The organism is Bradyrhizobium elkanii USDA 76, assembly GCF_023278185.1.
In the GTDB taxonomy this organism is placed as follows: Bacteria; Pseudomonadota; Alphaproteobacteria; order Rhizobiales; family Xanthobacteraceae; genus Bradyrhizobium; species Bradyrhizobium elkanii.
Window position 1 is genome coordinate 648837 of record NZ_CP066356.1, and the last position, 20644, is coordinate 669480.

At 64.3% G+C, this 20644-nt stretch carries 19 protein-coding genes; 7 read left to right on the forward strand and 12 right to left on the reverse strand.

All coding sequences use genetic code 11. The annotated features are described in order from the left end of the window. Window positions 1–191: 191 nt before the first annotated feature. Window positions 192–1091, reverse strand: coding sequence for a transcriptional regulator GcvA (locus tag JEY66_RS02950; protein WP_016846803.1), 900 nt, complete (start codon window positions 1089–1091; stop codon window positions 192–194). Window positions 1092–1209: 118 nt separating this feature from the next. On the opposite strand from JEY66_RS02950, the gene JEY66_RS02955 reads away from it, so the two are divergent. Together JEY66_RS02955 and JEY66_RS02960 are read left to right on the forward strand one after the other, a co-directional pair. Continuing rightward, window positions 1210–1413: a DUF1127 domain-containing protein gene (locus tag JEY66_RS02955; RefSeq protein ID WP_026191962.1), complete on the forward strand. Its 204-nt coding sequence runs from the start codon at window positions 1210–1212 to the stop codon at window positions 1411–1413. 69 nt (window positions 1414–1482) lie between these two features. After that, window positions 1483–2106 carry a GNAT family N-acetyltransferase gene (locus JEY66_RS02960; protein ID WP_016846801.1) on the forward strand — a complete coding sequence of 208 codons (624 nt, stop codon included), beginning with the start codon at window positions 1483–1485 and terminating at the stop codon, window positions 2104–2106. Window positions 2107–2280: 174 nt separating this feature from the next. Here the strand turns inward: JEY66_RS02960 and JEY66_RS02965 are convergent, their stop codons facing one another. Beyond that, window positions 2281–3111, reverse strand: a complete 831-nt coding sequence (locus tag JEY66_RS02965) for an enoyl-CoA hydratase (RefSeq protein WP_026191961.1) — start codon at window positions 3109–3111, stop codon at window positions 2281–2283. 195 nt (window positions 3112–3306) lie between these two features. Next, entirely contained in the window at window positions 3307–4008 is a 702-nt protein-coding gene (locus JEY66_RS02970; protein WP_016846799.1) for an SDR family NAD(P)-dependent oxidoreductase, read from the reverse strand. Window positions 4009–4079: 71 nt separating this feature from the next. On the opposite strand from JEY66_RS02970, the gene JEY66_RS02975 reads away from it, so the two are divergent. Beyond that, window positions 4080–5864, forward strand: coding sequence for an acyl-CoA dehydrogenase family protein (locus tag JEY66_RS02975; RefSeq protein ID WP_016846798.1), 1785 nt, complete (start codon window positions 4080–4082; stop codon window positions 5862–5864). 195 nt (window positions 5865–6059) lie between these two features. After that, window positions 6060–7148: a Zn-dependent alcohol dehydrogenase gene (locus tag JEY66_RS02980; protein WP_018269116.1), complete on the forward strand. Its 1089-nt coding sequence runs from the start codon at window positions 6060–6062 to the stop codon at window positions 7146–7148. A gap of 135 nt (window positions 7149–7283) precedes the next feature. On the opposite strand, the gene JEY66_RS02985 is transcribed toward JEY66_RS02980, so the two are convergent. From JEY66_RS02985 to JEY66_RS03010, 6 genes are all read right to left on the reverse strand, one after another. Continuing rightward, complete coding sequence (locus JEY66_RS02985) at window positions 7284–7637, reverse strand: nuclear transport factor 2 family protein (protein WP_016846796.1); 354 nt, start codon at window positions 7635–7637, stop codon at window positions 7284–7286. 118 nt (window positions 7638–7755) lie between these two features. Further along, window positions 7756–9228, reverse strand: a complete 1473-nt coding sequence (locus JEY66_RS02990) for an amidase (protein WP_018269115.1) — start codon at window positions 9226–9228, stop codon at window positions 7756–7758. Window positions 9229–9312: 84 nt separating this feature from the next. After that, entirely contained in the window at window positions 9313–9843 is a 531-nt protein-coding gene (locus JEY66_RS02995; RefSeq protein ID WP_016846793.1) for a cytochrome b, read from the reverse strand. Between the two features lie 30 nt (window positions 9844–9873). Beyond that, a complete protein-coding gene (locus JEY66_RS03000; RefSeq protein WP_016846792.1) occupies window positions 9874–10737 on the reverse strand; it encodes a hypothetical protein in 864 nt (287 codons plus the stop codon). A gap of 15 nt (window positions 10738–10752) precedes the next feature. Then, the gene (mbfA, locus tag JEY66_RS03005; protein WP_018269114.1) at window positions 10753–11724 is read right to left on the reverse strand and encodes an iron exporter MbfA; all 972 of its coding nucleotides are present in this window, start codon (window positions 11722–11724) and stop codon (window positions 10753–10755) included. A gap of 276 nt (window positions 11725–12000) precedes the next feature. Continuing rightward, complete coding sequence (locus tag JEY66_RS03010) at window positions 12001–13155, reverse strand: alpha/beta hydrolase (protein ID WP_016840874.1); 1155 nt, start codon at window positions 13153–13155, stop codon at window positions 12001–12003. 99 nt (window positions 13156–13254) lie between these two features. On the opposite strand from JEY66_RS03010, the gene JEY66_RS03015 reads away from it, so the two are divergent. After that, entirely contained in the window at window positions 13255–13761 is a 507-nt protein-coding gene (locus JEY66_RS03015; RefSeq protein WP_016840873.1) for a hypothetical protein, read from the forward strand. A gap of 230 nt (window positions 13762–13991) precedes the next feature. Here the strand turns inward: JEY66_RS03015 and JEY66_RS03020 are convergent, their stop codons facing one another. Both JEY66_RS03020 and JEY66_RS03025 read right to left on the reverse strand, forming a co-directional pair. Continuing rightward, on the reverse strand, window positions 13992–15536 hold the full coding sequence (locus JEY66_RS03020) for an acyl-CoA synthetase (protein ID WP_018269113.1): 1545 nt from the start codon (window positions 15534–15536) through the stop codon (window positions 13992–13994). Window positions 15537–15844: 308 nt separating this feature from the next. Continuing rightward, window positions 15845–16882 (reverse strand): IS110 family RNA-guided transposase, encoded by a 1038-nt coding sequence (locus JEY66_RS03025; protein ID WP_018269073.1) that lies wholly within the window; start codon window positions 16880–16882, stop codon window positions 15845–15847. A gap of 358 nt (window positions 16883–17240) precedes the next feature. On the opposite strand from JEY66_RS03025, the gene JEY66_RS03030 reads away from it, so the two are divergent. Continuing rightward, entirely contained in the window at window positions 17241–18530 is a 1290-nt protein-coding gene (locus JEY66_RS03030) for an IS4 family transposase (protein ID WP_018269112.1), read from the forward strand. Between the two features lie 58 nt (window positions 18531–18588). Here JEY66_RS03030 and JEY66_RS03035 read toward each other — a convergent pair whose 3' ends face one another. Beyond that, window positions 18589–19761: an acetyl-CoA C-acetyltransferase gene (locus JEY66_RS03035; protein ID WP_018269111.1), complete on the reverse strand. Its 1173-nt coding sequence runs from the start codon at window positions 19759–19761 to the stop codon at window positions 18589–18591. 111 nt (window positions 19762–19872) lie between these two features. On the opposite strand from JEY66_RS03035, the gene JEY66_RS03040 reads away from it, so the two are divergent. Beyond that, a complete protein-coding gene (locus JEY66_RS03040) occupies window positions 19873–20601 on the forward strand; it encodes a TetR family transcriptional regulator (RefSeq protein ID WP_035631022.1) in 729 nt (242 codons plus the stop codon). Window positions 20602–20644 lie beyond the last annotated feature (43 nt).

The following is a 20644-nucleotide window of genomic DNA, read 5'->3' on the forward strand; positions in this document are numbered from 1 at the left end:
ACGCCTGTCCGGCGCGACCAACCCGAAATCACGCGGGGGCCTATGGGAAAAAAGCCGTAGGTGGACATCGCAGGGAGCGTCTCGAGCGAACGGGATACCGGTTCGCGCGAAGAAAGCGCGTCAAAACAATGATCTAGCACCTCAGCCCTGGTTCAATCAGGACCGAAGCTCCGGCCGTCGCATGCGCCACATCAAGGCGCGGCGTGCGCCGTAGTACCGAGCCAGCTCCGGAACGCGGAGAGCTTTGGCGTATCGGCGCGTCCCTGCGGCGAAACCAGGTAGAAGCCGGCGTCGGCCGGCAGTGCGATCTTGAAGGGAACCACGAGGCGGCCCTTGGCGATGTCGTCTTGCACATAGGAGGTGCGGCCCATCGCGATGCCGATGCCGTCGATCGCGGCCTGGATCGTCACGAACAGCAGGTCGAAGGTGACGCCGGGCTGCTTGGAAATATCCGTCGGCAATCCCGCCGCGGTCAGCCACAGCCGCCAGTCATCGCTGTTGGCGTTGCTGGTGTGCAGGAGCGTGTGATCCCTGAGGTCCTCAGGGCATTTCAGCGGCTTGGTTCCCTGCAGCAGCGACGGGCTGCACACCGGAAACAGCTCATCCGCCATCAACCAGTCGGCGCGCAGGCCGGCCCATTGGCCGCGGCCGTAGCGGATCGCGGCGTCGACCTTGTCGCGCTGGAAGTCGACCAGGCTGGTCGAGGTGGTTATGCGAACGTCGATGCCGGAATGCGCCTCCTGGAAGGCCGACAGCCTGGGCAGCAGCCATTTGGCGGCAAGCGATGCCAGCGTCGAGACGGTCAGCACGTGATCGTCGTCCCGGCGCAGCAGGCGGTCGGCGGCGAGCCTGAGGTCGTTGAAGGCGGCGCGGACGCCGGGAAGGTATTCCGTAGCCTCCGGCGTCAGGCTCAGCGAACGGTTCTGGCGGATGAACAGGCGGACGCCGAGCTCCTCCTCGAGCCGCCGGATCTGATGGCTGATCGCGGTCTGCGTCACGTTCAGTTCGGACGCCGCCAGGGTGAAGCTCATATGTCGTGCGGCGGCCTCGAACGCCCTCAGGCCATTTAGCGAAGGCAGGCGGCTGGTCATCTCCGGCGCGTCTCCAAATGCATGACTTTAATTCATGCGAAACGGTACAAAGTGTCGTTTGTGAGTGGACCGAATTGCTCAGATATTGCGGCCAATAGGTTACCGATAGGAGCCGCAGATGTCCATTTCTACCCATGAATCGATGACAAATCATCATACGCCCGGATTGTTGAACCAGGTCGGCGAGACCCTGCATGTCTGGTGGGAGCGCTACGAGCGCCGCCGCGAGCTGTCGCAGTGGACCGAGCGCGACCTGCACGACATCGGCATGTCCCGCAGCGACATCGTTTTCGAGACCGAGAAGCCGTTCTGGCGGGCCTGAGAAGGACGCCACCGCTGGCGCCGCCTCGATGAGGGGCGCCGGCCAATTTCTTCACCCGAGGAGCGTGTCATGGTTGCGCTGCATCTCGACGATCTCAAGCAATACTCTGACGTGCTGCGCGCCAAGAACGGCAGCGAGGTCAAGGTTCGCTTCGTCGAGCCGCGCGACCGCGAGGAGCTGCAGAGCTACATCCGCTCGCTCTCTGCGGGATCCCGCTACAATCGCTTCCTGGGCGCGTTGAGCGAGCTGCCGAAGACGGAGCTCGAGCGTTTCATCCATGTCGGCGAGGCTGACCGGTTCACGGTGGTCGCGACGATGCTGGTCGATGGCTTTGAGACCATCGTCGGTGAAGCCCGCTACGCCTTCCATGCCGATACGTCGAGCGTCGAGTTCGGCCTGTCGATCGATGACCGGTGGCAGGGCCACGGCATCGGCAAGGCGCTGCTGAAGAATCTCGAATGCCGCGCGGCGTCCTTCGGAGCCGAGCGCATCTTCGGCGACACGCTGCGTTCCAATGCGACGATGATCGGCCTCGCCCGCAAGTCGGGCTACGCCTTCACCCAGAGCCCCGGCGACTGGAAGCTGGTGCGCTTCGTGAAAGAGATCCACGTCGAGCCGCAAGACATTCCCTGTGCCAGCTGGCGGCTTGCCGCCACTTCCCGCTCGGCCGTGATGTCCTCGCTTGCGGTTTGACTGACTGGCCCGGTTCTGGCCCCTCCAGAACCGGGCCCTTTTCTTCAGCCCGTGCCTTTGCCGCGATTTCCGCTCGTCATGCGCGGGCTTGACCCGCGCATCCATCAAACAAAGGCATTCCTTTGCGATGGATTGCCGGGTCAAGCCCGGCAATGACGGGACACTGATCTGGGATCAACTCCCCCGGAACACCGGCTTGCGCTTCTCGATGAAGGCCTGCACCGCCTCCTTGTGATCGGCCGTCGTGGTGAGGCGGATCAGCCGCTCGGCCTCGTGGTCGCGCGCGGTGGCGAAGTCGAACTGCAGCGCCTCGTCGAGATTGTCCTTCATGTAGCGCAGCGCCAGCGTCGGGCCCTCGGCGATCGACTTCGCCAGCGCGAAGGCTTCGTCCTGCAGCGTCTCATCCGGCACCACGCGGTTGACGAGGCCGATCTGCTCGCATCTTGCGGCGTCGACCTTCTCCGAGGTGAACATCAATTCGCGGGCGCGCGAGGTGCCGACCAGCCGCGTCAACAGCCAGGCCATGCCGTAATCGCCGCTCAGCGCCACGCGCAAGTAACCGGTCGAGATGAAAGCGGATTGTGCGGCGATCCGGATGTCGCAGGCCATCGCGATCGCGAGGCCGGCGCCGACCGCGGGGCCGGGAAGGGCGGCAATCGTCGGCTTGCGCACCGAGGCGAGCGCACCGGTGAGCAGGCGCTGACGCTCCTGCAAATCCGCGACCTTGTCCTCATAGGACATTTCGAGCTTCTTCTTGTCGCGATGCGCGCCCATGCCCTTGACGTTGCCGCCGGCGCAGAACGCCTTGCCGGCGCCGGTGACGAGCAGCACGCCGACCTCGGGGTTCTCGCCGCAGGTCCTGATCATCGTGCGCAGCGCCGGCGTCAGCGTATCCGACAGCGAATTGCGGGCGTCCGGGCGGTTCAGCGTGATGACGGCGACGCGATCGCGGATCACGCAGAGCAGTTCGTCGGTGCCGGTCTCGATCTTGATTTCGTTCGACATGTTTTCCTTCCCCAGTTCCATCCGTCATTGCGAGCCACCCGGTCGGCGCGCAGCGCCGCCGGATGACAGACTCCGCGAAGCAATTCATGCCGCTACAAGTGGAGGAATGAATTGCTTCGTCGCTTCGCTCCTCGCAATGACGAATGTAGCGGCGGTTTGCGTCCAGCCTACGCCGCTTACATGATCTACGTCATCTCAAAACTTCTCAACCCAGGGCCGCAATTCCAGCTCCCAGGTCCAGGCGCTGCGCGGCTGTTGCAGCACGTTCCAGTAGCTCAGTGCGATCGCATCGGGATCGAGCATCGAGTCCGGCCGGTCGGCGGGCTCGGTGCGGGCGGCGCTGCGGATGCCGCCGTCGATCACGAAATGCGCGACGTGGATGCCCTGCGGCGACAATTCGCGTGCCATGCTCTGCGCGAGGCCGCGCAACGCGAACTTGCCCATCGCGAACGGCGCCGACTGCGCATAGCCCTTCACGCTGGCGGAGGCGCCGGTGAACAGAATCGCGCCCTTCTTGTTGGGCAGCATGCGCTTCGCCGCCTCCTGCGCCACCAGGAAGCCGCCGAATGCCGAGACCGCAATCGCCTGCTCGACCTCTGAGAGGACGAGTTCAACGAAGGGGCCGCGCGAGCGGCCGGAGGCGTTATAGACCACGAGATCAGGTGTTCCGATCTCGCGCTCGACCAGACCAAAAAGCCGTTCGACATCCTCGGCCTTGGTGGTATCGCAGGCATAGGCGCGCGCGCCGGTTTCGGTGCAGAGCGCGCCGAGTTTCTCGATGCTGCGGGCGCCCAGCGCCACGCGAATTCCCTCTCGCGAAAATAGTCGCGTCAACGAGGCGCTGAGGCCCGCGCCGGCACCGACGATCAGGGCGATCTTGTACTTTGGAATATCCATTGGGCTTTCCTTTGCTCGGCCGGAGGAGGATAGTCGTGCCCAAACAAATGAGCCTAGATGCCGGGAATTCAATGCAGCCGCACAAGCAGGATCCTAAAACGTCAGCCGCCACCAACCAGCCGGGGCTGCTGGCGCCCGACACGACGGGAATGAATTTCTACCGGGCCGATCCGGCGCTGACCGACCTTCTGAAGCTGCATCTGCCCGACGCATTGTTCCGCCATATCGAGCCGCATCTCGATCGCCTCGGCGGGTTGGCCGGAGGTTATCTCGACGAATGCGCGCGGCTTGCCGACCGGCATACGCCGGTGCTGCATCAGCGCGACAAGTTCGGGCGTGACGTGCAGCACATCGAATATCATCCGGCCTATCGCGAGATCGAGAAGGCCGCGTTCGGCGAGTTCGGCATTCATGCCCTGTCGCTCCGCAAGGGCATCATGGGTTGGCCCGACAAGTATCCTGTGGTGGCCAAGCACGCCTTCACCTTCCTGTTCAACCAGACCGAATTCGGCATGGGCTGCCCGATCAACGTCACCGACGGGTGTGCAAAGCTGCTGACGAATTTCGGCAGCGAGGCGTTGAAGGCGAAATATCTCGACGGCCTGACCCAGACCGACATGAGCAGACTGACGCAGGGCGGCCAGTTCATGACCGAGAAGGAGGGCGGCTCCGATGTCGGCACGCTGACCACGCGCGCCGTGCAGGAGGGCGATCACTGGCGGCTCTATGGCGAGAAGTGGTTCTGCTCCAACGCCGATGCCAAGGTGGTGATGCTGCTGGCGCGGCCGGAAGGCGCCGGGGCGGGCACCCGCGGCGTCGGCCTGTTCCTGATGCCGCGCTTCCTCGATGACGGCTCGCAGAACCATTACCGGATCGTGCGGTTGAAGGACAAGCTCGGCACCCGCTCGATGGCTTCGGGCGAGATCAAGCTCGAGGGCGCGATCGCCTACGCCGTCGGCAAGCTCGACCGCGGCTTCGTGCAGATGGCCGAGATGGTGAACTCGTCGCGGCTCTCCAACGGCGTGAAATCGACCGCGTTGATGCGCCGCGCCTGGCACGACGCGATCACCGTGGCGAAGGGCCGCGTGGTGTTCGGCCAGCGCATCATCGACCTGCCGCTGGCGCGGCGCCAACTGATGAAGATCATGCTGCCGACCGAGCAGGCGCTGTCGATGAGCTTTTTGACAGCCGACGCGCTCGACCGCGCCGAGGCCGGCAGCCAGGACGCCGCGGCGCTGCTGCGCATCCTGACGCCGACGCTGAAATTCCGTGCCACCCGCGACGCCCGAAAAGTCTGCGGCGATGCGATGGAGATGCGCGGCGGCATCGGCTACATCGAGGAATTCGTCACGCCGCGGCTGCTGCGCGACGCGCATCTCGGCTCGATCTGGGAGGGCACCGGCAACATCGTCGCGATCGATGCGCTGAAGCGCGCGGTCGGCCGCCATGGCGCCGACAATGCGCTCGCCGCCGATCTGCATGCGCGGCTCGATGACAGCCCGAATGTGCCGCAGGCCTGGCGCAACCGGCTGCGCGATCTCAGCGATCGTGCGGTCGCGCTTGCGCGCGAGGTGGCGAGCCGCGTCGACAATGAAGGCGATGCACGGCGCGCCACCAGCCTGCTCTATCACGTTGCAAGCGCGATCGCGCTGGCGTGGGAAGGCGGGCGCATCCACGAGATGCGCGGCGACGCGCGCCGGCTGCTGCTGTCGCGGATGGTGATCGATCACCGTGTGATGCCGAGCGATCCGTTCCGGCTTGCGGAAAATACCGTTCAGCGCAGGATGACCGAGCACCTGCTCGGCGATCGCGCCGTCGGCATGGCCGAGGTTGGCGAATTGCTTGACGCAGCGTAGGCTCACTGTGGCCGCTTGCGCAGTCTCACCTCTCCCATCGGGGAGAGGTCGGATCGCGCCAGCGATTCGGGTGAGGGGTGTCGCTCTATCGATGATCTCGACCCCTCACCCGGACCGCATCTTCGATGCGCTCCGACCTCTCCCTTTGGGAGAGGTGGAGAGCGTGCACAAGAACAAACATGAGAGGAAATTCCGATGAAGGCCGCCGTTCTGCATGAAGTCAATCAGCCGCTGGTGATCGAGGATGTCAGCGTGCCCAATCCGGGGCCGCGCGAGGTCCTGATCCGCACCGCGGTCGCGGGCCTGTGTCATTCCGACCTGCACTTCATGGAGGGCCTGTATCCGCATCCGCTGCCGGCGGTGCTCGGCCATGAATCGGCCGGCGTGGTCGAGAAGGTCGGCTCCGACGTCAATTACGTGAAGCCCGGCGATCACGTCGTCACCTGCCTGTCGGTGTTCTGCGGCACGTGCGACAATTGCACCACCGGCCGCACCGTGCTGTGCACCGACACCACGGTGAAGATGCTGCCCGGCGCCTCCAACCGCCTGTCGTGGGGCAGGAAGGAGAAGCTCAACCAGTTCCTCAATCTGTCGTCGTTCGCCGAGCAGATGCTGGTGCACGAGAACGCCATCGTGAAGATCAAGAAGGAGATGCCGCTCGATCTCGCCGCGCTGATCGGCTGCGGCGTCATCACCGGTTATGGCGCCGTGGTGAACACCGCGAAGGTGACTGCCGGCGAGACGGTGGCTGTGATCGGCTGCGGCGGCGTCGGCATGGCCGCGATCAACGGCGCGCAGATCGCCGGCGCCGGCCGCATCATCGCGATCGACACCAATCCGGCCAAGCTGCAGCTTGCGACCAAGCTCGGCGCCACCGACATCGTCGATCCTGCCCGCGGCGACGTGGTCCAGCAGGTACGCGAACTCACCGGCGGCGGCGTGCAGCATTCGTTCGAGGTGCTCGGCCGCAAGGACACCGCCGAGCAGGCTTTCGCCATGCTGGCGGCGGGCGGCACCGCGACCATCGTCGGCATGATCCCGTTCGGCCAGAAGATCGAGCTGCACGGCTTCGACTTCCTGCGCGAGCGCCGCATCCAGGGCTCGTCGATGGGCTCCAACCACTTCCGTGTCGACATGCCGCGCCTCGTCGACTTCTACATGCGCGGCAAGCTGCATCTGGAGGACTGGATCTCGGCCAAGCTGAAGCTCTCCGAGATCAACGAGGGCTTTGCCAACATGAAAGCCGGCAAGACGCTGCGCAGCGTGATCATGTTCGACAGCTGACCGTGTGTCGTCCCGGCGTAGGCCGGGACCCATACGCCGCGGCCTCGCTTTGGGCACGTGGTGGACGACTTTCCTTACTCACCACAAGCTGCGGTGGTTGGGCCCCGGCCTGCGCCGGGACGACATCTCAATCCCTCACCGCGCGACATGCGCGGATACCGCGAGCCATTTTCCGTTCTGCCGCGCCCAGCAATCGGTGTAGCGGCCGTGTGCCGGCTCGCCGTCCGCGTTGGTGTAGCTGGTCTTCGCGTGGATGATGGCGAAATCGCCGAGGATGCGGATTTTGACGTCCTCGGCCTTCAGGCCCTTGATCTTCACCGGGATCGCCGTCTGCTTCAGGAAGGCAGCGCGGTCGACCAGGCTCTTGTCGGGATTGGTGCAGTAGAAGTCCTGCGCCAGGATCTCATCGAAGCGCTTGACGTCGCAGTTCTGAACTGAATCGACGTAATCCTTGTTGAGCTTTGTCAGCTCCTCGAGATCGTTGCTCATTGGTTTTCTCCCGGTTTCCCCCCGTCATTGCGAGGAGCGAAGCGACGACGCAATCCACGCCTCCGCGCAGACGGATATATGGATTGCTTCGCTTCGCTCGCAATGACGATGGCAAGTATCAATCATCAAACATCTTCGGCGGCACGAAGCCGCCGAATTCGCGCTCGATCAGCTCGGCGAGTTTCAGCGGCGTGCGGTCCTCGAGCCAGGGGCCGACGATCTGCACGCCGACCGGCAATCCGTCGGGCGCAAATCCGGTCGGGATCGCAGTCGAAGGCAGGCCGGGCAGGGTCGCGATGCCGGGCCAGGCGAGCTGGTCGGTGTAGATGTAAGGCTCGCCGTCGATCAGGATTCGCCGCTGCTCCTGGTCGGGCTCATGATCGTGCGGATAGGCCGGCGTCGGCATGATCGGGCAGATCACCGCGTCGAACGATTTGAACAGCTCGCGCCATTGCGCGCGCAGCCGCGATCGGGCGACCGTCGCCTGCACCCAGTCGCGGTGGCTGAGCGCGATGCCGCGCAGCCGCTCGGCCTGCAGGCTGGTGTCGCCGGCGGGCAGCGCGGCCGCCGCCGCGCAGGCGCCGGCATAGACCTCCGGCGGGAAGGTCGCGGCGAGGAACGACAGCAGCATCCGCATATAGAGCCGCGAGGACGCCGCGAAATCCGGCAGCAGCGGGCTCGAACGCGATATCTTCGCGCCGGCCTTGTCGAGATGGCTCGCGAGCTTGTCGATGCTGCCGCGAACCGCCTTGTCGGTCGGCAACACCGGATCGGTATCGATGACGAGGATGCGGAAATCCTTCAGGCTGGCATGGCGCGCCGCCGGCAAGTCGAGGCGATAGGCCTTGCCGGCATCGAGCGGATCGGGAACCGCCATCACGTCGAACAGCAGCGACAGGTCGGCTGCGCCGCGCGCCATCGGGCCGGTCACCGCAAGGTCGCGCTCATAGATGATGGGCGGCGCCGGCGGCGCGGTGTGGCCGCGCGACGGCAGCAGCGCGAAGGTCGGCTTGTGCGCATAGACGCCGCAATGAAACGCCGGGACGCGGAGCGAGCCGCCAATGTCGGAGCCGAGCGACAGCGCGCCGTAGCCCGCGGCGAGCGCCGCCGACGATCCGCCGGACGAGCCGCCCGGCGTGCGGCCAAGGTCGTAGGGATTGTTGGTGGTGCCGTAGATCTCGTTGTAGCTCTGCCAGTCGGCGAGCCCGACCGGCACATTGGTCTTGCCGAGGATGACGCCACCGGCGTCCTTCACCCGCTGAATCGACAGCGCGTCCTCGGTCGCGACGAAGTCCTTGTGCGGCAGGAAGCCCCAGGTCGTCGGCAAGCCGGCGACGTTGTAGGATTCCTTCACCGTCATGGGGATGCCGAGCAGCGGCCTGTGCTCGCCGCGCGCGATCGCGGCATCGGCGGCGCGGGCGGCGGCGAGGCCGCGCTCGAAATCGCGCACGCAGACCGCGTTGACCTTGCCGTCATGGCGCTCGATGCGGCCGATCGCGTCCTGTGCGAGCTCGACCGCCGAGACCTGCTTGTTGCGCAGCGCCTTCGACAGTTCGACGGCGGTCTTGAAACTGTATTGCGATTTGGCCACGGCGTGCTCCCCTGATTTTGGCGGCGATCATGCGCAGAATGGGGCAGGCGGGCAAGACCGGCTTGATCGCAATTGCGCTGACGCCTAGCTCGGAAGCATGCGCTGCATGATGCGATCACGGTAGATCAGCAGATGGACCAGCGCTGTCGTGACGTGGAGGCCGATCAGCACCAGCAGCGACCATTCCGCGGCCTGATGCAGGCCATCGATCGCCTTGCCTGCCGCGGCATTGTCGGAGGCCAGCATGGGCAGCGGCATCATGTAGAAGAACGAGACGCTCCAGCCGCGAAACGATGCAAACAGCCAGCCGCTGACCGTCGTCGCCAGCACGAGGACATAGAGCATCCAGTGCACGGCTTCCGAGCTCCGCCGCTGCCACGGCGGGAGCGAGCTTTCCGGCGCAACCGGGTGCGTCAATCGCCAGACAAACCGCAGCACAATGAGACCAAGGATGACGATGCCGAACGAGATATGGAACGTCATCGCGGCACCCGGAGACTGGCCGCGATGAATGTCCGGCATCAGCCAGCCGATCGGGTATTGCACGGCGAGCAGGACGACGATCACCCAATGCAGCAGCTTGGCGGTTGCGCCGTAGTGCAGACGGTCGGTCATGGACTTTCAATCCGCATTGAGGTCGTCGGCTCAATCTAGAACGGCGTGCTGCGTGCGGACCAGATGCGCCAGCGGATTGATGGCGCCGTTCGCGCTTGCCCGCTCCGTTCCCTTGGCGCCCGGTACCGGGAAGGCATATCCGATGATCGTCTTGACGACGAGACGGTCCGACGCCGGCGTGAGGCCGTAACCGACGCCGAAATTGACGTCGAACTCGCCGAGCTTGAAGTCGGTCACCGCGAACAGCGTGTGTTGCTGCTCGGCGAGCGGACTGAAGGCGCCGATCTCGCCAAAGTCGGCGTAATACTCCAATCCCACGAACAGATCGTCCTTCAGCTTGCGAGCGACGCGCGCGGCCGGCGCGAAATCCGCCTCGCCATGTTTGCCGAAGCCGATGTCGACGATCGGATTGACGATGAACTCGTAATCCGCGTTGCGCATGCCGATGATCGGGCGGATCTCCATGCCGAACCGGGTCTGCGCAAATTTCGGCGTTTCGTAGCTGAACTCGAAATTGATGCCGTAGAACAGGTTGCGCTTGTCTGCGTTGGGCGACACGAACAGCGTGCGCAGCTTGAAGCCGTCGGACAGGAACTGCCGGTCCTGCACGGCAAACGGCAGATAGAGTCCGAGTTCCCACCAGTCCGTCATGCCATAGGCAAACTCCGGCGTGCCGTTGAGGCTGTGGTTGGAGGCGAAGCCACCGGGGAAGGGCGGATCCTTCTGGCCGATCCCGACATAGTTGAGATGCTGCTGGATGGTGAACTGGCCGACCTCCGCGATGCCGGCATTGTAGACCTGGATCTCGTCGGTCGCATGCGCGCGTCCGCTCCAGCCGAGCAGCGGCGGCGCTGCAAGAAGCACTATGCTGGCGAGGTGCCGGTGCGGTCGCATCTTTGCCTCAAGCGGCTACGCCGCGCCGATCAGGATGCCGACCGCGAGCACGATCGCGCCGCCGAGCACGATCTGGAACACCGCCTGCAGGAACGGCGTGTCCATGTAGCGCGCGCGGATGAAGGCGATCGCCCACAATTCGAAGAACACCACGATCCCGGCGATCGCGGTCGCGATCCAGAATGCGTTCGGCCAGGCGTCGGGCACCAGATAGGGAATGGTGTGGCCGAGCCCGCCGAGCGTCGTCATCAAGCCGCAGGTCAGGCCGCGCAGCCAAGGTGAGCCGCGGCCGGTCAGCGAGCCGTCGTCGGACAGCGCCTCGGCAAAGCCCATGCTGATGCCGGCGCCGATCGAGGCGGCAAGCCCGACCAGGAAGGTTTGCCAGTTGTGATGCGTGGCGAAGGCGGCGGCGAACAGCGGCGCCAGGGTCGAGACCGAGCCGTCCATCAATCCGGCGAGGCCAGGCTGCACATATTGCAGCACGAACATCCGCCGCCGGGTGCGGTCTTCCTCGGCGCGCACGTCGGGCTTGAGGATCTCGCCGGTCAGCTTCACCGCGAGCTTCTCGTGGCCCTTCTCCTCCTCGGCGAGGTCGCCGAGCAGCCGTCGCACGCCGACATCCTCGGCCTTCTCGGCGGCTTTGGAATAGAAGCGCTCGGCCTCCAGCTCCATGGTCTCGACTTCCTTGCGGATGGTGTCGAGCGGCAGGTTCTTGGTGAGCCAGATCGGCCGCCGGCGCAGGAAGCCTTTGACGTCCTCGCGCCGGATCGGCGGCAGATGCGCCCCGAAGCGTTGCTCGTAGGTTTCGAGCAGCCGGTGGCGATGGCCGCGCTCCTCCTCGGCCATCTCCTCGAAAATCTTGGCGGTGTCGGGATAGCGCCCGGCGAGATCTTCCGCGAACGTCATGTAGATGCGGCTGTCCTCCTCCTCGGAGGCGATCGCGACCGCCAGCACCTCGCGCTCGGTCAGATCGGCAAAGTTCTTCACGGCAACGCCTTGCTCACTGAGTTTAGAATTAGAATAGTTCTAAAATATAGAGTTGCATCGGCGCTGGGTCAAATCCGGATTGGCCGGGATTCGCTGCCGCAGCACCGGCAAGCCGCGCGGGTTGAGCGAAGAAAACGACTGAGATCAACGGGATGCGACGCGACGGCCGAACGGGCGTCTAGAGCGTTTTCGAGCGAAGTACCGGTTCGCGTGAAGAAAACGCGTCAAAACAAGAATCTAGAGCCCCGTTCCGATTCCATCGGAACGGGAAAAGCTCTAGCGCTGCGCGCCGGCCTCTCGCAGGAATGTGAGCAGCAGCCGGCTCACCTCATCCGGCTGCTCCTGCTGCACCCAATGGCCGGCGCCGTCGACTAGATGGCAGCCGATCATGTTGGTGCAGGCTTTGGTCTGCATCGCCTCGAACACACCGGGTCGCTGATAGGTGCCCCAATCCTGCTTGCCCGAGATGAAGGCGGACGGCTGGTCGATCGTGCGGCCGCTCCAGGTCTGTAGTTCCGGGGTGAACGCGCCCGAGGTGCCGCAGCGATACCATTGCAGCCCGCCCTGGAATCCCGTGCGCTGGTATTCGGCGCTGTAATAGGCGAGCTCGCTATCGGGCAGCCATGTGTTGGCGGCGATCGCCTCGCGTGACGGCATCTCCTCGGCGACGGTAGCGGCCATGTCCTTGGCGAGATCCATCACGTAATAGGTCGGCAGTTTTGCCAATTCGCCCGCCGACCAGGATTGTAGCGGATACGGCTTGTTGTCTTTCCAGTCCGCGCTTTTGTGGTGGTAATAGGCGCGCAGGAAGTCGTGCACGCCCTGCGGCGCGCGATGCATGTCGTCATTGGCCGGGCGCGTCGAATAGTACCATTGGTAATGCTTGCGCGGCCGCGGCAGCGTGGCGAGCGCGCGATGCACGGGGTCTTCGCTCGCGGGCTTTGCCGGCGCGCTCGCGATGTTGAACGGCAGCGACGGCGGACCCGAAAACGGCGCGCTCATCATCACGACCGCGCGGAACACGTCGGGCCGGATCAGCGCGCACCACGCCGCAACCGACGAGCCGAAATCGTGTCCGATCACCGCATCGACGTGCTTGTTGCCGAACGCTGCGACCAGCCCGAGCGCATCGCGCACCAGATTGGGCAGGCGGAACGACGCGAGATCACCGTTATACTCCGCACTCCAGCCGGTGGTGCGGCCATAGCCGCGCTGGTCCGGCGCGATGACGTGATAGCCGGCAGCGGCGAGCTTCGGCATCACCTTGCGCCAGGAAAACGCCAGCTCCGGAAAACCGTGCAGCAGCAACAGGCAGGGCCGGCCGGCTGTTTCAAAGCCCGCTTCCAGCACATGCATGCGCAGGCCGTTGATCCCGTCGACATAACGCGAGCGGATGGTGGAGGGGAGCGGGACGTCGGGGAGGGCTTCCATTGTGCAGATCACCTGTTGGGCATCGCCGCAGAACCATTTGGCTGTATGCTGGCGGCCATTGATTGACGATAGCAACTTTGGCCACGGGATGCATACCGCATGCGCCACGCGAGGATTGCAGAGCTGCCCGGCTGGATGTCGCGTCTCGGCGTGACGATCGTGGCGGCAAGTCTGGTGCTGATGTCGGCGGTGCGGGCCGCCGACATCAAGCAGTTCACCGAGAAACTGCCGCGCGCCTATGTCGGCGAATTCCTGTGGGACGGCGACAACGCGGTGCAGAACGTCGTCATTACCTTCGACAAAGTGCAGGCCCTGAACGAGCAGAATGCGGAAGCGCGGGGCTGCGGTTCATATGAGGTCGGTCGCCACGTGACCAAGATCGGCGTGCAGATGTTCATCCGGCTGTCCGATCTCGAGATCGAGATCTTCGAACGATCGCCCGATGGCAACGGGGCGTTCGAAACCGGCGGCAGCCACCGCGGCAAGCTGTCGGAGGATTTTCAGCAGATCGATGCGCAGTGGACCACTACGGCATCAGGCAAGCACGGGCAGCTGCACCTGCGCGCCGCGGCGTCGGCTGCCTGCGAGCCGGCGGAGGAGTTGTAGGTCGGTGGGCTGGGCGCAAGCGGCGTCCCGCATGCGCTCTTCATTCTCCCCTGGAGGGCGGGTGCGGCTCGTTTGCGCCATTTCTGAATATTGGAAATCTATCCCTTAGTTGCCCGACGTGTCAAGCTGCCTTGTCGAACGCCGCCAGCGGCCAGCTCCTTTGCATGGGGTTGTTTTCGATATTTTGGCCGCGCGCGGCGGCGGCCCCTCCGGGGAGGGGCGAACCGCGGTCACGCCCTGGCAGGCGCCTTCGGCCAATAGCGGTCGCGCAGATGGCGCTTCACCAGTTTGCCGGTCGGCGTGCGCGGCAGATCTTGCTCGAAGTCGATGCTCTTCGGGCATTTGATCGGCGACAGATGCTGCCGGCAGAAGGCGATCAGCTCGGCCTCGAGCTCCTTGCCGGCCCTGGCGATGTCGTGCGGCTGCACCACGGCCTTGACCTCTTCGCCCATCTCCTCGTTCGGCACGCCGAACACCGCGACGTCGGAGACCGCGGGATGCGTGATCAGCACGTCCTCGGTCTCCTGCGGATAGATGTTCACGCCGCCGGAGATGATCATGTAGCTCTTGCGGTCGGTGAGATAGAGGAAGCCCTCTTCGTCGAGGTAGCCGACATCGCCGAGCGTCGACCAGCCCTTGGCGTTATAGGCCCTCTTCGTCTTCTCCGGATCGTTGTGATAGGAGAACGCCGGGGCGTCGGCGAAATAGACTTGGCCGATCTGCCCGGTCGGCGCCTCCTCGTCGTTCTCGTCGAGGATCTTGACCTTGCCGACCACGGCGCGGCCGACCGTGCCGCGGTGGGTCAGCCATTGCTGCGAGGTCGAGACGGTGACGCCGTTGCCTTCGGAGCCGGCGTAATACTCGATCAGGATCGGTCCCCACCATTCGATCATCTTGGCCTTGACGTCGACCGGGCAGGGCGCCGCGGCGTGGATCGCGCCCTTCAGCGACGAGACCTTGTAGCGGGCGCGCACTTCGTCGGGCAGCTTCAGCATGCGCACGAACATGGTCGGCACCAGCTGCGACTGCGTCACCTTGTGCTTCTCGACCTGCTTCAGAAATTCCTCGGCGTCGAAATGCTCCATGATGACGGAGGTGCCCCCGAGCACGATCGCCATCATGTTGAAGCGCAGCGGGGCCGCGTGATAGAGCGGCGCCGGCGACAGATAGATGCTGTCCGCATTCATGCCGCACATGTCGGCGGTGAGGATCCGCAGGAACGGGTTCGGCACGTCGATCCGGTTGCCTTCGAACTCCCTCTTGATGCCTTTGGGCCGGCCGGTGGTGCCGGAAGAGTACAGCATGTCGTAGCCCGCAACTTCGTGGGCAACCGGCGTGGTCGGCTGCGCGCCGGCCTCCTTGTCATAGGAGCGGAAGCCCGGTGCGGGCTCGTCCATCATGTAGAACAGCGGCTCGCCTGGTTCGCCCTTGATCAGGCCCTTCACCTTGTCGGCGCATTGCGGCGTGGTGATGAACACCTTCGCGCCGCAATCCTTGATGATGTAGGCGATCTCCTCTTCCGTCAGGTAGCGGCTGATCGCGGTGTAATAGAGACCCGAGCGCTGCGCGGCCCAGCAGATCTCCATGAAGGCGAGCCGGTTTTCCATCAGCAGCGCGATGTGGTCGCCGGCCTTCAGGCCGAGCGAGCGGAACAGATGGGCGCCCTGGTTCGAAAGCTCGTCGAGCTCGCGATAGGTGATGGCCTTGCCGCTGCCCGCCATCTGATAGGCGATCTTGTTCGGATGGGTGCGCGCGTGGATCGACGGATGGGTCATTGTGTTTCCTCAAGGCATCAAAAGTGGTCGTCCCGGCGAAGGCCGGGACCCATATGTGGACGGCCCCCGTGGCACAAGAGCTTTTTGGTGAGATCGGATCGCTTGCATCCATATGTCCGGCCTGTTGAGTGCGATCGGTCGATCGCTGGCCAAGATGGGTTGCGCGATGCGAGTTCCAAACAACCAGGCGACCTGTTGACGGCCGATGGGTCCCACGGATTGTCTCGCATCGTTGCTCGATCGATCGCTCCATCTGCTCCTGCAGCTCCGGGTCGACCGGCGAGCGAGCCCGCCGGCCGGCCAATCGATTAGGCGGCGGCTGTCATGGGCTTGATCCGTGCCGCCTCGTAACTCTCGCCCGTCGCCATCAACTTCCAGGCGATACGGGCTACTTTGTTGGCAAGCGCCACGGCCGCAAGCTTCGGCGGCTTGCGCTGGATCAGGGCCAGCAGCCAGCGCGAGTGATGACCGCGTCCGCGCCTGGCCTGCTGGATCACCGCCGTGGCCCCGATGACCAGCAGACGGCGCAGGTCCTCATCGCCCGCCCGCGTGATCTTGCCAAGCCTGGTCCTGCCGGCGGTAGAGTGGTCCTTGGGTGTCAATCCCAGCCAGGCCGCAAAATGACGACCAGAACGGAACGCGTGCGGATCAGGTGTCTTCATCACCAGCGCGGTTGCAACGATCGGACCGACCGAGGGGATCTCAGCCAGGCGCCGGCCCGTGGCATCGCCGCGGTGCCAGGCCATCAGCTTGGCCTCAACCGCCTTCAACTCACCCTCGAGCCTGGCGCGCTCCCGGCCCAGCACCACAAACAGCTCGCGTGCCAGGGCGGGAAGCGTCTCGTCCTGCGCAATCCGCGCCAGCAGTGGCTCGATCGCGTCCAGTCCTTTGGGTGCGATCAGGCCATACTCCGCCGCATGGCCGCGGATCGTATTGGTCAGCTGGGTGCGCCGGACGATCAATCCGTCGCGGACGCCCATCAGCATCAGCGCAGCCTGCTGCTCGGCCGTCTTCACCGGCACGAAGCGCATGCTCCGCCGGCTCATCGCTTCACACAGACCTTCTGCATCCCGCCCGTCATTCTTGTTCCGCATCACGTAGGGTTTAACCAATTGCGGTGCCATCAGCTTCACTTCGTGACCGAGCTTGGAAAGCTCCCGCGCCCAATGTTGCGAAGCCCCGCAGGCCTCCATCCCGATCACGGTCGGCGGCAATTTGGCGAAGAACTCCAGCACCTGTTTGCGCGACAGCTTCTTGCGCAGCACCACCTGCTCCGCCGCATCAACCCCATGCAGCACAAAAATATACTTCGACGTATCAATCCCAATGCGGATAATCTGGTTCACGGACGGCTCCCATGTATGAGATCTAGACAACCTCATTCTGGCACACTGATGCCGTAGGGGGCCGTCCACACCATCAACCACCAATTTTTCTTGTTGGACTGAGTTGTGGCCCCAGCCGCGCCTAACCACGGGCATTTGTGGTTATGGGTCCCTGCTTTCGCACTAGGGCATGCACATATTTGGTGCGGCGGATTGACTCGGGATGGAGACAGGGGATTCCAGAATCGGCGATCCGTGTGATTTCTATTGCGACGCTCCAGGTTGGACGGGGGTGTCGGGTGTTGTTACGAATTGACTGGACGTTAGGACGGTTCGGGGATCGTCGTCTCGATAAAGGGGGGCGGCGCTCGTCGAACGCATGGTTGCGGGCAAGACGGTCTGCCTGCGGCGGCTTTCCAGGGGTGATCGTGCGCTGGAGGTGCGGTTCAACCGCTTTCTCGGCCACGACAAGGTGACGGCGGAGCGGATCATCGAAAGCTGGGGCGACAGCACGGTTGCCGCGGTAGAGGGCCGCCATGTGCTGGCGATCCAGGACACCAGCGAGATCCACTTCAACACCACGCCGCAACGCCGGCGCGGGCTCGGCGAAATCGGCAAGGGCAATAACCACGGCGTGCTGCTGCATCCGCTGCTGGCCGTGGATGCCGACGATGGCAGCTGTCTTGGACTTTTGAGTGGGCAGGTATGGACGCGCCAGGGGCGTCGCACCACGACGCATGACGCACGTGACTTGTCTGACAAGGAATCGCAACGCTGGATATCCACCGCCATTGCGGCCAAGCCGCTGCTCACCGCTGCCGGAACGGTGACGGTCCTCGGTGATCGCGAGAGCGATATCTTTGCCCTTTATGCCAGCTCGGCCGAGCAGCACTTCCATGTCATCGCGCGCAGCATGCATGATCGCAAGCTTGCCGACCGCACCGGCCTGTATGAGGCCACCGACGCCATGCCTGTGGTGGATCGGAGGGCGATCCAACTGCCTGCGCGCGCGGCGCGACCGGCACGTCAGGCCCATCTCGAACTCCGCTTTGGCGCAATCGAGCTTGCCCGCCCGCAGAGCAAGTTCCTGCGCCATTTGCCGAAAAGCTTGCCGCTGGCGGTGGTCGACGTGTGCGAGATCAATGCCGGGCCCGGCGCAGAGCCGCTGCACTGGCGTCTGATCACCTCTCACGAGATCGCCACCGTCGACGACGCCTGGCGTATCGTCGAATGGTACAAGCAGCGCTGGATCATCGAGCAGTTCTTCCGCGTCCTGAAGACGCAGGGCCTCAAGCTCGAAGACAGCCAGATCGGAACCGCCGATCGTCTCCTCAAACTGGTCGCTATCGCCGCCAAGGCAGCCGTCATCACCATCCAGCTTCTGCAAGCGCGCGATGGCGGTCAGCAGCCCATTCGCGTTGCCTTCAACGACAACGAGATCAACGCGCTTGCCGCCCTCAACCGGCAACTCGAGGCCAGGAGCAAGCGACTGAAAAACCCACATCCGCCCGACAGCCTCACCTGGGCAGCCTGGATCATCGGCCGCCTTGGCGGTTGGGACGGCTACCCGTCGTCTAAACCTCCAGGCCCCATCACCTTCAAAAATGGCCTCGAATACTTCCTGGCCGTCGCAGCAGGATGGAGCCTCAGAGATATGTGCATGCCCTAGTGCTTTCGCAGGGACGACACCTATTATGTGGAGGCTGCGTGCCTCGTTTCTCGCGACGTTACAGCCGCTCGACAATCGTCACATTCGCCATGCCGCCGCCTTCGCACATGGTCTGCAGGCCGTAGCGTTTGTTGCGCTGCTTGAGGGCATGCAGCAGCGTCGTCATCAGCTTGGTGCCGCTGCCGCCGAGCGGATGGCCGAGCGCGATCGCGCCGCCATTGACGTTGAGCCGGGCCGGATCGGCGCCGGTGGTCTTCAGCCACGCGGTCGGCACCGAGGCGAAGGCCTCGTTGACCTCGAACAGATCGATGTCGTCGATCTTCATGCCGGCCTTCTGCAGCGCGCGCTGGGTTGCCGGCAGCGGCGCTTCCAGCATGATCACGGGGTCGCCGCCCATCATCGTGAGGTGATGGATGCGCGCCATCGGCTTGACGCCGAGCGCCTTCAGGCCCTTCTCGTTGACGACCATGACGCCGGAGGCGCCGTCGCAGATCTGGCTGGCGCTCGCCGCGGTGAGCTTGCCGTTCTCGGCGATCAGCTTGACGCCCTTGATGCCCTCGAGGCTGGCGTCGAAGCGGATGCCTTCGTCGATGTGGTGGGTGTCGGTCGAGCCGTCGGCGCGGGTGATCTTGACCGGCACGATCTCGTCCTTGAAATGGCCGGCTTGCGTTGCCGCGATCGCGCGCTGATGGCTGTTATAGGAGTATTCGTCGAGCTCATCCTTGGACAGGCCGTACTTCTCGGCCATCATCTCCGCGCCGGTGAACTGGCTGAAGACGATGTTGGGATACTTCGCCTCGATGCCCGGGCTCTTGTAGTGGCCGAAGCCGTTCTTGGCGGGCAGCGAGGAGGCGAGGCCCATCGGCACGCGGGTCATCGATTCCACGCCGGCGGCGATCACGCAGTCCATCGTGCCAGACATCACGGCCTGCGCCGCGAAGTGCAGCGCCTGCTGCGAGGAGCCGCACTGGCGGTCGATCGAGGTGGCCGGCACGCTCTCCGGCAGCTTGGAGGCCATCACCGCGTTGCGCGCGATGTTGGTGGACTGCTCGCCGGTCTGCATCACGCAGCCCATGATCACGTCCTCGACCTGCGCGGGGTCGGCACCGGTGCGCTCGACCAGCGCATCGAGCACGGTCGCGGCCAGATCGGCCGGATGCCAGCCGGCGAGACGCCCTCCCTTGCGGCCGCCCGCGGTGCGAGCGGCGGCGACGATATATGCCTCGGCCATGTCTGATCTCCCTGATGTTTCCGGATTGGGTGGTCTGAAAGTTGGGCCGGATTTAAGGGGCGGCTCAGCATTTAGTCAATCAATCAATTAACTCTTGAGTGCGGCCCCGCCATGGGCTTATGTGCGGCCTCGATTTACCGTCGAACCCTGACACTGAGCGGGACCAGAGCGCAGTTGAATACCAGCGTACCGACGAAACTTCCGGCCGGCAAAAATGCCACCGCCGACAAGCTATTGGTCGCAGCCAGCGAGCTGATGATCGAGCGCGCCTCGATCGAGGTGTCGCTGTCCGACATCGCGCAGAAGTCGGGCGTCAACGCCGCGCTGGTGAAATATCATTTCGGCAACAAGGACGGGCTGCTGCTCGCGCTGCTGGCGCGTGACGCCGCCACCGAGATATCGCAGCTCGAATATCTCATCAGCCAGCCGATCACACCGTCCGCGAAGTTGCGGCTGCATATCGGCGGCATCATCCGCGCCTATCACCAGTTCCCCTATATGAACCGGCTGATCCATTATCTGCTGCACGAAAGCTCGCCGGCCGCCGCGAACGAGGTGTCGAAATTCTTCGTCGCGCCGCTGTTGGATTTTCACCGCCGGCTGCTCGCCGAAGGCATCAAGGCCGGCGAATTCCGCAAGATCGATCCGGTGCTGTTCTACACCAGCCTGATCGGCGCCTGCGATCACCTGTTCTTCGGCCGCCACGCGATGTCGCGCGCGGTCGGCGTCGGTCCGGTCACCGACGAGGTCTGCCGCGAGTACATCAAGCATATGGAAGCCTTGATCTTCGGCGGCGTGCTCAATCCCGACAAGGAAACGGCAGCGGTTGCCGCCGGATAACAAGTTCGAAGTCTAGAGAAGAAACGCCCAAGGAAAGGTTGTA

What these genes read in the sequence shown, in the direction of transcription:
- JEY66_RS02950 (WP_016846803.1), bottom strand. Translation starts at nt 1,091, where the DNA reads ATGACCAGCCGCCTGCCTTCGCTAAATGGCCTGAGGGCGTTCGAGGCC.
- JEY66_RS02965 (WP_026191961.1), bottom strand. Translation starts at nt 3,111, where the DNA reads ATGTCGAACGAAATCAAGATCGAGACCGGCACCGACGAACTGCTCTGC.
- JEY66_RS02970 (WP_016846799.1), bottom strand. Translation starts at nt 4,008, where the DNA reads ATGGATATTCCAAAGTACAAGATCGCCCTGATCGTCGGTGCCGGCGCG.
- JEY66_RS02975 (WP_016846798.1), top strand. Translation starts at nt 4,080, where the DNA reads ATGCAGCCGCACAAGCAGGATCCTAAAACGTCAGCCGCCACCAACCAG.
- JEY66_RS03020 (WP_018269113.1), bottom strand. Translation starts at nt 15,536, where the DNA reads ATGACCCATCCGTCGATCCACGCGCGCACCCATCCGAACAAGATCGCC.
- JEY66_RS02985 (WP_016846796.1), bottom strand. Translation starts at nt 7,637, where the DNA reads ATGAGCAACGATCTCGAGGAGCTGACAAAGCTCAACAAGGATTACGTC.
- JEY66_RS03010 (WP_016840874.1), bottom strand. Translation starts at nt 13,155, where the DNA reads ATGGAAGCCCTCCCCGACGTCCCGCTCCCCTCCACCATCCGCTCGCGT.
- JEY66_RS02980 (WP_018269116.1), top strand. Translation starts at nt 6,060, where the DNA reads ATGAAGGCCGCCGTTCTGCATGAAGTCAATCAGCCGCTGGTGATCGAG.
- JEY66_RS02995 (WP_016846793.1), bottom strand. Translation starts at nt 9,843, where the DNA reads ATGACCGACCGTCTGCACTACGGCGCAACCGCCAAGCTGCTGCATTGG.
- JEY66_RS03035 (WP_018269111.1), bottom strand. Translation starts at nt 19,761, where the DNA reads ATGGCCGAGGCATATATCGTCGCCGCCGCTCGCACCGCGGGCGGCCGC.
- JEY66_RS03030 (WP_018269112.1), top strand. Translation starts at nt 17,241, where the DNA reads ATGGTTGCGGGCAAGACGGTCTGCCTGCGGCGGCTTTCCAGGGGTGAT.
- JEY66_RS02960 (WP_016846801.1), top strand. Translation starts at nt 1,483, where the DNA reads ATGGTTGCGCTGCATCTCGACGATCTCAAGCAATACTCTGACGTGCTG.
- JEY66_RS03015 (WP_016840873.1), top strand. Translation starts at nt 13,255, where the DNA reads ATGCGCCACGCGAGGATTGCAGAGCTGCCCGGCTGGATGTCGCGTCTC.
- JEY66_RS03000 (WP_016846792.1), bottom strand. Translation starts at nt 10,737, where the DNA reads ATGCGACCGCACCGGCACCTCGCCAGCATAGTGCTTCTTGCAGCGCCG.
- JEY66_RS03040 (WP_035631022.1), top strand. Translation starts at nt 19,873, where the DNA reads ATGGGCTTATGTGCGGCCTCGATTTACCGTCGAACCCTGACACTGAGC.
- JEY66_RS02955 (WP_026191962.1), top strand. Translation starts at nt 1,210, where the DNA reads ATGTCCATTTCTACCCATGAATCGATGACAAATCATCATACGCCCGGA.